At 46.1% G+C, this 4,029-nt stretch carries 3 protein-coding genes; 1 reads left to right on the forward strand and 2 read right to left on the reverse strand.

Going from position 1 to position 4,029, the window contains the following annotated elements:
* Positions 1–698: 698 nt before the first annotated feature.
* Both GZ78_RS26940 and trxC read right to left on the reverse strand, forming a co-directional pair.
* The gene (locus GZ78_RS26940) at positions 699–2,570 is read right to left on the reverse strand and encodes a hypothetical protein (protein WP_034843432.1); all 1,872 of its coding nucleotides are present in this window, start codon (positions 2,568–2,570) and stop codon (positions 699–701) included.
* A gap of 88 nt (positions 2,571–2,658) precedes the next feature.
* Positions 2,659–3,102 carry a thioredoxin TrxC gene (gene trxC / locus GZ78_RS26945; RefSeq protein ID WP_034843434.1) on the reverse strand — a complete coding sequence of 148 codons (444 nt, stop codon included), beginning with the start codon at positions 3,100–3,102 and terminating at the stop codon, positions 2,659–2,661.
* A gap of 286 nt (positions 3,103–3,388) precedes the next feature.
* On the opposite strand from trxC, the gene GZ78_RS26950 reads away from it, so the two are divergent.
* Positions 3,389–3,805: a response regulator gene (locus tag GZ78_RS26950; protein ID WP_034843436.1), complete on the forward strand. Its 417-nt coding sequence runs from the start codon at positions 3,389–3,391 to the stop codon at positions 3,803–3,805.
* The last annotated feature ends 224 nt before the right edge of the window (positions 3,806–4,029 follow it).

Consider the following 4,029-nt stretch of genomic DNA (forward strand, 5'->3'; position numbering starts at 1 on the left):
AGAATAAAATTCAGTAGAACGAGGCCATTTTTTCGATAAATTTGTGCGAATAGTGGGCCTATTCAATCAAATTTATCGGAAAAATGGGCCGTTCTTTCTGGATTTTAGGCCGACCTGCCTATTCTCGGTCAGGCTCCTGGCCATCTCTCTGATTGTTCGGAGATCCAGAGGATCATGTCATCAGTCCAGTGTTTATCCCGATGATGGAGCGTGGATAGCAACGTCAGGAAATAATCAGGTGAAGCACTGAGTGACAACTGTCTGATTAATTGTTTTTGAAGCCAGCCTTGTACCCATTGTTTGCTCTGGGGGGACAACAGTCTGACAGTGGTCAGGTTGTGTGCGAATCGTTCTGTTGAAACGTCATAATCCTGATAGCGATCCAGCAGTTCAAGAACGTAAGGAAAGTTGGATCTTGCACAGCTTAATTGCAGTAGGACTTCCCATTTTCATGCTCTGGTTAATGAGCTGTTCGTTGTTTTTTCAGGCAGGTTCCAGTGAACGTTCAGAGCAGGTCTGAACAGATTTATATGTATTGCTATTTCAAGTTTTCCGAATCTGAAGTTCATAGTGAAAGAGGCATTGAAAGACCCGGGTGTAAATAGCTGCGGGTTACACCCAGGTATCTCTGATGTTTTTTGAAAGCCTATGGGTATATATCGGTGATGAATGCAGGGGGATGAGTGTCAGAAAGCGTATTACTTTGCCAGCTGTTGGTATTTCTCGACGATTTTCTCCAGACTTTTCTTTTCTGTAGCCATGGTGTCCTGAACACTCTTGGGTACCTTGTTCATATTCATCTGGCTCATTTCATTCAATAACTGTTTAGCCTGACTATTCAAGTCTTCGAGCTGGTCGGCAGTGAGTTTTTGGCTGGTTCCACCCATTGTATCTCTCAGGCGTAACTCAGCAAATCGGTCAGTGACGGGATGGGCCGATGCTAACCAGGGCGTACAATGATTGAGGGTGTACTGAAAGCTGTTGACTCGAGCTACTCTGAATACCCCTTTACCATGAGTTTTGACCGTAATGCTTTCAAGCGGTACTTCACCAAATGGTGTGTTATTAAGGTGTACTCTGTACTGACTCTCCGTTCTGTCTTTTAGGCTACCCAGCAGTGTCGCGTAGTTTTGGTATTCCTGCTGGGAAATACCATCCAGTTGCTGATTCAACCATTGCGATACTTCAGTGCCTGAATTGGGTTCAAGGTCTTGCAGGGTCATTGGGTCCAGGTGACCGTGCTCTGATAAAGGTAACAACATCTGGCTGACCGCTGCCATCCGAACGTTTCTGCCAAGCTGGTGTTGATCAAAGAAACGATAAAAACCTGTCAGAGAATTACCCTCCTGAAAAGCGATGTCTTCCAGTCGATGGCGAAGTTCTTTCTGGGTATCTGAGGCACTGCTGTTCTTACTGAAGAATGAAGCCCCCGGCACTTCATGGTTATACCATTGCTTATCGACATTAGCTTTTTCAGAGGCACCTGTCAGTGCCATGGCTCTTACATAGCGGGTGAAGAATTTGGGCATCTGCTCTTTCCATGGTGTGTCCTTATGTCGGGTAAGACTTTTTGACATGTATTTAGCAGGCGCATCCAGAGCCGCTCGTTTTTTTCTCAGACGTTTACCTGGTAGAGAAATTTCACTGATTGGGGCGGGCGTTTCTGGCTCAATGGGATTGGGTGATGGAGACGTTGCTTTTTGTTCAGGCTTGGAAAGAGTTTTTTCCAGAGTGGGAATAACGTCTTTCTCGGTGGGTGCAACCGGAGTCTTCTGCATGCCCGGTGGCTGTGTACTTTTTGCTGCCGGAGGTACATAACCCGGTAATGAGCTGGTACGAACAGGTGGTGTTGGCGGGGCTTTTTTAACGGTTCTTCCAGAACTTTCTGACGTTAGAAGTTTCGCGCCTTCTGTCACCAGGCGTCGGTAAAAGTGTTTCTGAAGATCTTTCATTACAGCAGGATCATCTGCAAGCTTCGGATTTCCAAGTTCTTGAGCTGAATGCCTGAGGGCAGACTGTACTTCTGAAAACTCGTCATCACCTTCAACGCAAGTACTGGGTTTGAAGGAATTTATGAGTTCCCGGTATTGTGCTTGCGGGTCAGTTGCTGACGTTATTTTAGGCAGGTGATGGTCAAGCAGGTTACGAGTTGCTTTTTGTATAGAGGCGGCTTGAGGCAATGTGTTTGTTATGGGCGTTTCAGGTTGACTCACCGCTCGGCTTAAAAGCGTTTTAGCGGCCAGTGGACTTTCTGTAAGAGCCTGGCTCCTGGGTCTGTGGGGAATATTCTGCTGAATGCTTGATTGTTGTTCTGGCTTTGGAGCAGGCGGCGGTGCAGGTCTGCGAGGTTTGGTTGAAGCTTTAGTCAGCAGGTTTGACATCGGTGGCATAACTTTTATGCCCCGCTCATGGATGGATTTCCTTTTTGGGGTCATCTGGTCTTTAAAAAAGGGCATTTTGTTGACGATGTCACGCAGCGCCTGGACTCTGCCACCGTTAGAAACCCGCTTGATGCCCTCAGGTTGCACCCACTGTGGACCCTGGCCTGAGGTTTTGTCGATCAAACCCATACTGTCCCTGTATGCTGTTTTTCGTCGTTCTTTAAGAATAGTCGAAGAGAATGGTTGATCTATTTATTATCGCTGTTAGTTTTATTCGCTACGGCTTTTTTGCGGCATTCTTAATCCATTTTTTCAACTGTGTTGCAGGCAGCGCTCCGGAAGTTCTACTGGTTTCTTTCCCGTTTTTGAATGCAATCAGGGTAGGAATACTTCGAATATTCAATTGGGCTGCAATTTGCTGGTGTTTCTGGGTGTCCAGCTTGACCAGTCTGATATTCGGTTCGAGCTCACGGGCGGCTTCTGCGAATGCAGGAGCCATGGTCTTACAAGGGCCGCACCAGGGGGCCCAGAAGTCTACCACTACCGGTACATCGGTTTGGGCCAGGAAGCGTTTGAAATTACCAGAGTTGAGCTCTACCGGCTTGCCGTCAAAGAGTTTGTTTCTGCACTTGCCGCAAATGCCTCCCTCTGACAGACGTTCTTTGGGTACTCTGTTGGGTGTGCTGCATTTGGGGCATGCGATCTGAAGAGGCTGAGACATATCATTACCTGTAGAACACGGGGAGGAAAAAGCGAATTTGTACTGTATATCCATCGACTTTCAAGATGCTACGTTGTTGCCAGCGTTCGCTCACCCTGATCACCTACTATTTTTAGGCTCACAGGGCTTCGCTCACTTGTCGCCTAGTAGCATCTTGAAATCCAATGGGTATATATGGGGGTGTATTAAGACTAATCAACAGTGACTGAGTCTTGGATGTATTAATGTAATCGTTGGGTTAACCGCTAATCTGAAAGTAAGGTAATCATTTTAAGCAGGTTGAATCATGGATGCTTCCCAAATCGCTGAGTCAGGCGTACTGAATAACAAGAAGGTCTTGGTGGCTGAAGATAATCCCGCCAATCAGCTGGTGCTGAAAAAGTTACTTAAGAAAGTGAATATTGAGCCGGTGTTTGCGGGAAATGGCCAGGAAGCTCTGGACAAGTACAAGGAGAATCCGGACAACTGGGATCTGGTTCTCATGGATTGTGAAATGCCTGTTATGGATGGTTATTCTGCTACCGAAGCGATCAGACAGTTTGAGCAGGAAGCTGGAATAGAAAAGCATACCATTATCGGCCTCAGTGCCCATGCCATCGATGAGTTAAAAAATAAGGCGTTATCCAAAGGCATGGATGATTATCTAACCAAGCCTATTGATCGTGACAACCTGTTCAAAACTCTGGTCGACTATCTGGGGTGAATGAGCAAGTCAGATTTTCCCTGCATTTCAGTTCTTAATTCTATCTGTGTTAAAAATCATTTCTCTCTTTTTGAGGAGAAATGATTTTTGTGTCCATGACTCTAGGAGGCTGACCGAGAATAGTGGTCAAGAATAAAATTCAGTAGAACGAGGCCATTTTTTCGATAAATTTGTGCGAATAGTGGGCCTATTCAATCAAATTTATCGGAAAAATGGGCCGTTCT

The sequence above is a fragment of the Endozoicomonas numazuensis genome (genome assembly GCF_000722635.1).
GTDB lineage: Bacteria > Pseudomonadota > Gammaproteobacteria > Pseudomonadales > Endozoicomonadaceae > Endozoicomonas_A > Endozoicomonas_A numazuensis.